We start from the raw sequence: 6655 nt of genomic DNA on the forward strand, positions 1-6655 counted from the left end.
GTTTTCAGATCCGGGGTCGTCGACGGCACCAGGGGATTCGGACCATTACCGATAGCCACCACCACCGTGTCAACCTCAACCACAAACTCAGAACCGGCAACCGGCTGCGGCCGCCGGCGGCCGGACTCATCCGGTTCGCCAAGCTCCATGCGAACGCATTCAACCCCGGTCAACCAGCCTTTGTCATTACCGATCAAACGCTGAGGATTGGCGAGCAGAAGAAATTCCACGCCTTCTTCCTGGGCATGATGCACCTCCTCGGCCCGCGCCGGCATTTCATCCAGGGAACGGCGATAGATAATATATGATTTTTCCGCTCCGAGCCTGAGGGCGGTACGAGAAGAATCCATCGCCACGTTACCGCCTCCGAAGGTCGCAACCTTCTTGCCTTTGACAATCGGGGTATCGTATTCGGGGAAAAGGTAGGCTTTCATCAAGTTGGATCGGGTCAGATATTCATTCGCCGAGTAAACCCCATTCAAATTTTCCCCTTCCAGTTTCATAAATACCGGCAAGCCGGCTCCGGTGCCGACAAAACAGGCATCAAAACGATCCAACAGCTCGTCGACCGTCTCAATCTGACCGATGACATAACTTTCAATAATTTCAACCCCAAGCGCCTTAAGGTAGTCGACTTCAGCCTGCACAATTGCCTTGGGCAAACGAAATTCGGGAATACCATAGACCAGAACACCACCGGTTTTGTGCAGGGCTTCGAAAATCGTGACCTGGTGCCCCAACTTGATAAGATCGCCGGCCACGGTCAGACCAGACGGGCCTCCGCCGATAACCGCCACCTTTTTCCCGGTTGCCGGCAGGATTTGCGGAAGTTCGACCCGGCCCTGACTGCGTTCATAATCGGCAGCAAAACGCTCGAGCCGACCAATAGCCACGGGCTCACCTTTTTTACCCAGGACACATTTTGACTCACACTGGCTCTCCTGCGGGCAAACCCGACCGCAAACCGCCGGTAACGCGTTGGTTTCTTTCAGCTTATGCGCGGCCCCGATAAAATCGCCATCCGCGATAAGACCGACGAATTCCGGGATTTTGACATTGACCGGACAACCCTCAACACATTTGGGCTTACTGCAACGCAAGCAGCGTCCGGCTTCCAGCATCGCCGTTTCTTTCGAGTAACCGAAAGGCACCTCTTCGAAATTGCGGGCTCTGACCTTGGCGGCCTGTTCCGGCATCGCATGCCGGGGCAGCTTATTAGCCTTATTTTCTTCAGCCATTATACATTACCTCCACATTCGCAACAACTGCAGCCTGCCCCATGCCGGAAGCGTTCGACCGCGACTTTCTCATGTTCAAGATAGATGGTCTGCCGTTTCAGCATCTCGTCGAAATCAACCTTGTGACCGTTGAATTCAGGACCGTCGACACAAACAAATTTGGTCTCACCACCGACCGTCACCCGACAAGCCCCACACATACCGGTCGCATCCACCATGATAGTCGGCAGACTCACCATGGTTTCAATGCCGAAAGGTTCGGAGGTTTTACAAACAAACTTCATCATTATCGGCGGCCCGATACCGATTACCAGATTAATCTCCCCACTTTCCCGGTTCTTTTCGAGGAGTTCCTGTTCAACCTTGGTCACCAGACCGTGAATCCCATAGGAACCATCATCCGTACAGACATAGAGTTCATCACTCAAAGCCCGCATCTTATCCTCCCAGAAAAGAAGCTCCTTGGTCCGCGCCCCGATTATTGAGATAACCTTATTCCCATGGGCTTTTAAAGCCTTGGCGATATTATGGGTCGGCGCGATGCCGATACCACCCGCGACACAAAGAACCGTACCATAATCAGCCATATGCGTGGGCTTGCCCAGGGGACCGATAAAATCGGCCAGACAATCTCCGACTTCCAGCTTACCCAGCGCCATCGTGCTTTTGCCGACCTCCTGGAAAATAATCGTCACCAAGCCCTTTTCAGGATCAGTATCGGCCACCGTCAATGGCACTCTTTCTCCGGTTTCGTTGAGACGAAAGACCACAAACTGGCCGCCTTTCGCCTTCCTGGCGATCCGCGGCGCTTCAATCTGCATCATCTTGACACCGGGATTCTGCGAGAATTCCTCTTTCGCGACAATCCTGTTCACGAGCGACTCCTTGCCATTCAGCTATAATTTTTGGTTATAAAACTCCGCTTTTGATAAAAAAGACACAAGATTGGCCTCTTTAGTATATACAGTATACAAATGTCAAGCGCTTTTGTTACCAAAGTAACAAAAGCCGCCGGCGACAAGAAAAAGTCGTACCGTCGGTCCAAAACCACAGGGGGGGGGAAGCCGTCCTTCTCCGAATTCAAACCAGGACGGCAAAGCCGGAATCAAGCAGGCGGGCCAAATCCGCCGGAGCAATCTCGATATCCAGCCCCCGACGACCACCGCTGATGTAGATTGTCGGCCAGGCGCAAGCTTCCCGCGCAATCAGCGTCGGCAGTTTTTTCTTCTGCCCCAAAGGACTGACGCCGCCCAGAAGATAACCCGTCACCCGGGTGGCTGTCTCAGGTTCGGCCAGCAGCACCTTTTTGACCCCGAAAGCCTGAGCCGCGGCTTTCAGATTGAGTTGGCAGGAAACCGGAATCACCGCCACCGCCAGTTTTTTATCACCCACGGCAACGATCAGGGTCTTGAAAATCCGATCGCCACTGATTCCAAGTTTTGCTGCGGCCTCGGCACCGTAGGCGGTAACTGCGGGGTCATGTTCATACTGATGCAAGGTAAAGCTGGTTTTCGCTTTTTTCAGGACATTTACGGCCGGAGTCACCATTTTCTCCCAAACCAGAACCGATTGGATTCCATCGGTTCGACAAACTAACTTTTCTGACCGCAGGCGGCCGGACTTTTCAAAGACCGGCTGGGGCAGCCCTTCACAACGAGGGGGTCAACGGGATCTGGATTTTTCCAGACAAATGAAGTTAAGCGTAACATGCACGGTAAACAATGGAAACAAAAGCGCCATAACAAAAACATTCACCACGGGGAGCATACTGATCAACGCCGGCAACCAGCCCAGTCGCAGCGATCGCAACCAGTTCTTTCGCAGCCAGGCAACTTTCCAGCCAAGACTTAAACGTCGACGCGAAGCCGGATAATCGACAAACATCAGGGTTGAATAGAGAACGTAAAGCAAGCTTACCAACAGGGCGCCGAAACCCGGAATCAGATTCAGGATCATGGCAACCACCGAGATCAAAATCCCGAAAACGGCGATTTTGGCCGCCTCGACCAGATCCCTGATCATCCCGGCCCAAGTCAGGGGATCGTCCGTGAAAGACTCTCCCAGATAACTTTTTTCCGCCGCCGCACTCAAAAAAGCGTAACCCGGAGAGGTCAAGGTATAAGCCCCAAGAAAGGCCAGATAAAAAGCGATCACCCGGGACAGAAAGAGAAAAAGAATTCGCAAAAGGTAGCGGCCCTGCTCTAGCAACCAACCTTTCACCCCACTATACTCGGGTGCTTTCTGAAAAAAATCCAGGGTCAGATCGGTTACCAGGCCTACGCTGATCCGGTAACCCAGCCAGGTCAACAATCCCATGCCGAGCACCAGCAACAGGCTGAAAAGAAAAAGCCGGAAATGGCGAAAGATAAAACGCAGGGAAAAGATTAGCGGAATCCAGCGACACTCCGCGCCGGCAGTGGCATTTTTATCATTTGAATTAGCTGACATCAGAACCAGATCAGGCATGAAACGCCCGCCCCATATCAATAATTTCAGATCGGCCGCCTCACAAAAAGCCAAGCCCCGGAAAATCTAAAACTTGCGGCCCCGACCAAAGACCCGGCAAAGCCAACGGATCCTTCCCGCAACGATATTCAAGCTCAGAGCTATCCAGTCCAGACAGAATTATATCCCGCCTCCGACCTTGTCTTTCGCAAGGGCAAATTTGCGCTCGGAGCACCTGAGGAACAGGAACTTTATGCTTTATCCATCATCCATGCTCGACAATTCGAGACCGGCAGAAATCAACCAGTCATTTTTACCGGGGCGCCGAATTCTTTCTGTCGTTGTAAAACCAGAAGCCAGACGATAAAAGGAAGAAAAATATTTACTGTTTTAAGCAGCCAAGGATGCGGAGCCAGGTTCAGAACCAAGACCACGGAGACCGCCAGCGCAAAAAGCAAGTTGATCCCGACAATTCCGCCCAGGGCCAAAATTACAAGCCGACGCCGATCCGGAACCGGCGTGGTCAACATCAGAGCCAGCCAGATAAAGGAGTGAAAAACCGGCATCAGGCTGATGATCCGACCTGGATTATAAAACATCCCCCCACTTCCGAACCAAGCCCACAAAAAGGGCAGACCGTGATCGCGCCAGAAGCTTCCAACCAGCAAAGCCAGACCGAAAGCCGGAAGCACTGCCAGCAACATCAGCAACAACTGCCGGCCAAAACTTGTAACCCGGCGCCGGCCGGCCCAATAGTAAACCGAAAAAAGAAGCAGGGCTTTGACCAGGGCCACCTGACCAAAAAAGTTATAGGCAAAATTAACGTCTCGTCCCGCCCCCATGAACCAGATCGCGAAAACCGTGCGGGTCACATGATAAAAATAGTAGAGTGGAAAAAAAGTGGCCGCATAGATCAGCAGGCGCCCCGGCCAGGAAAAGGGCAGCAGCACGATCGCGGCCTGAAACAAAACCAGAACCGGGCTGGAGAGACAGCTGTGCACAACCCTGATCGAGCTGCGCGCGGTCTGAATCATTTGACCCTGATGCTGGGTCTCGACCAATAAACCCAGCAGCTGGGCCGCGTGCCGAATAACCAGATCCATGCTCCAGACACCGAACGAGCTGCCAAGAAAAACATTATAGATCCCGTAGCTGACAATAAAAGCACCAACGTAAAGCAAGACCCCTGCCCGTAAACGCCGACCGGGCAGCAACAGAGCTCCGCCCTGACCCACTCCCCGGGCCCACCAGATAAAAAAAAGCGTGCTCCCGGCAATCATCAAGGCCTGACCAGCGATAACATGCATCCCCCAGAAAGACCCCGGAAAGCGCGATGCCAGCAAAACGATCGATAGGGTTCGCAGCAAATTAAGCAAAAAGACTGTGACAAAACCACCGCCCAGACCGCAAAGCTTTTCCTTCCACGAGGCGGGAAAGGCGAGTATGACTGCTGCCACCAGAAAAAACACAAAACTTCCGGTACAGCTTTCAGCAACCGTAAAGGTTTTACCGGCAAGGACCAGAGCATTTCCGTCCAGCCGGCATTCAAGTCCCAGCAAGAACAGAAGCTTGGAGCTTAGCAAGGCCGAGAAACGCGCATAGGGCTCGTTAACCGTATTTTTAAACCAGGAGCTTTGATCCAGCCAGTAAAAAAAGGCCGCCAAGCCCCAGAAAAGAACCAGCCAGGCCGCCACCCCTCGGCGGCTCCGGCCCTCGGTTTTCCTGCCCACCGAACGCATCAGAGAAAATCACCCCACACCTGTCACGAGAAAATGATGCCCGCGCCCCCGCTTAGCCCACATCGGGTCCACTTCGCGCCGAAATCCGATCACAATTTGCGGTAAATTATGCCGCCGCAACCAAACCGAAGCCGGCGGCCCCGGCCCGCGCAAAGTTGCCGCTGCCACCGGCGCAAACCCCGGCAACAAAGAACGCCCTGTCCCCGTGGAATCTCTTTATCTCCGTAAACAATCAAGCCTCTTCTTTTTTACCGCCACTGTAAACCGGGGGATGAGGCTTCTGCAGAACCTTGGTATCGGGAGGAATTGAGGAGGTCAGCCAAACGTTGCCGCCGATAACCGAACGGGCGCCAATCACGGTATCGCCGCCAAGAATCGTGGCCCCGGCGTAAATAATAACGTCGTCTTCGATAGTCGGGTGCCGCTTGGTGTTACGCAGGCTTTCGCCCGCATCCCGGGGCAGGGAGAGCGCTCCCAAGGTAACCCCCTGGTAAATTCGAACATGGCGACCGATTCTCGTGGTTTCACCAATAACGATGCCGGTACCGTGGTCGATAAAGAAACTTTCATCGATGTGCGCCCCCGGATTGATGTCGATACCGGTCAGATTGTGCGCATATTCGGTCATCATCCGCGGCAGCAGCGGCACCTCAAGATGGTGCAGCTGATGCGCCATGCGGTAAATGGAAATCGCGAACAAACCGGGATAACTGAAGATTACCTGGTCGACACTTTTGGCGGCCGGATCACCCTCAAGCGCCGCCCGAACATCGGTGGCCAGAACCTGGCGCAGCTCCGGTAACTGCTTGACGAAATCGGAAGCCGCATCCAGTCCGCGTTCCTCGCAGTTCATGCAGTTATCGTGATAACGCAAACAGTCATGGCGAATCGCCAGAATAATCTGATTGCCCAGCATCTCATGCAGATCAGACAGTTCCTGGCCGAGATAATACTTGAGATTAACCGGGTCAATTCGGGTCTGCGTGAAATAGCCCGGGAAGAGAAGTTTACGGGCCTGTTTGATTATTTTTATGGTTTCATCGCGCAGAGGAATGGGCTGCGGCGCGAGATGCTCAAAACATTCCCCGCTGAGGCAGGTTTTGGTCAGCTGATTGACCACCTTGTGCAGATCACGCCGCCGACGATCACGCGACTGCGGCGGATTTTGGCAATGCTCGCCAACATGCCAGTCGACCATGAGTCAAGGCCTCCTCTTATCAACAATGAACCCAA

The 6655-nt window shown here is 53.5% G+C and carries 6 protein-coding genes; all 6 read right to left on the reverse strand.

The features are described from left to right. The coding region (gene gltA / locus ENN66_10790) for an NADPH-dependent glutamate synthase (GenBank protein ID HDS17067.1) at positions 1-1238 on the reverse strand (1238 nt) is incomplete at its 3' end. Then, positions 1238-2113 carry a sulfide/dihydroorotate dehydrogenase-like FAD/NAD-binding protein gene (locus ENN66_10795; GenBank protein HDS17068.1) on the reverse strand — a complete coding sequence of 292 codons (876 nt, stop codon included), beginning with the start codon at positions 2111-2113 and terminating at the stop codon, positions 1238-1240. The genes ENN66_10795 and gltA, both read right to left, overlap by 1 nt. Positions 2114-2318: 205 nt before the next feature. Beyond that, positions 2319-2783, reverse strand: coding sequence for a Cys-tRNA(Pro) deacylase (ybaK, locus tag ENN66_10800; protein HDS17069.1), 465 nt, complete (start codon positions 2781-2783; stop codon positions 2319-2321). 117 nt (positions 2784-2900) lie between these two features. Next, positions 2901-3686, reverse strand: a complete 786-nt coding sequence (locus ENN66_10805; GenBank protein HDS17070.1) for a cysteine biosynthesis protein — start codon at positions 3684-3686, stop codon at positions 2901-2903. Between the two features lie 296 nt (positions 3687-3982). Then, positions 3983-5422 (reverse strand): hypothetical protein, encoded by a 1440-nt coding sequence (locus ENN66_10810; protein HDS17071.1) that lies wholly within the window; start codon positions 5420-5422, stop codon positions 3983-3985. A gap of 232 nt (positions 5423-5654) precedes the next feature. Continuing rightward, the gene (locus tag ENN66_10815) at positions 5655-6620 is read right to left on the reverse strand and encodes a serine acetyltransferase (protein HDS17072.1); all 966 of its coding nucleotides are present in this window, start codon (positions 6618-6620) and stop codon (positions 5655-5657) included. Positions 6621-6655: the final 35 nt, after the last annotated feature.

The sequence above is a fragment of the Pseudomonadota bacterium genome (genome assembly GCA_011049115.1).
Lineage (GTDB): Bacteria > Desulfobacterota > Anaeroferrophillalia > Anaeroferrophillales > Tharpellaceae > DSCM01.

What these genes read in the sequence shown, in the direction of transcription:
- ENN66_10805 (HDS17070.1), bottom strand. Translation starts at nt 3,686, where the DNA reads ATGTCAGCTAATTCAAATGATAAAAATGCCACTGCCGGCGCGGAGTGT.
- ENN66_10810 (HDS17071.1), bottom strand. Translation starts at nt 5,422, where the DNA reads ATGCGTTCGGTGGGCAGGAAAACCGAGGGCCGGAGCCGCCGAGGGGTG.
- ENN66_10815 (HDS17072.1), bottom strand. Translation starts at nt 6,620, where the DNA reads ATGGTCGACTGGCATGTTGGCGAGCATTGCCAAAATCCGCCGCAGTCG.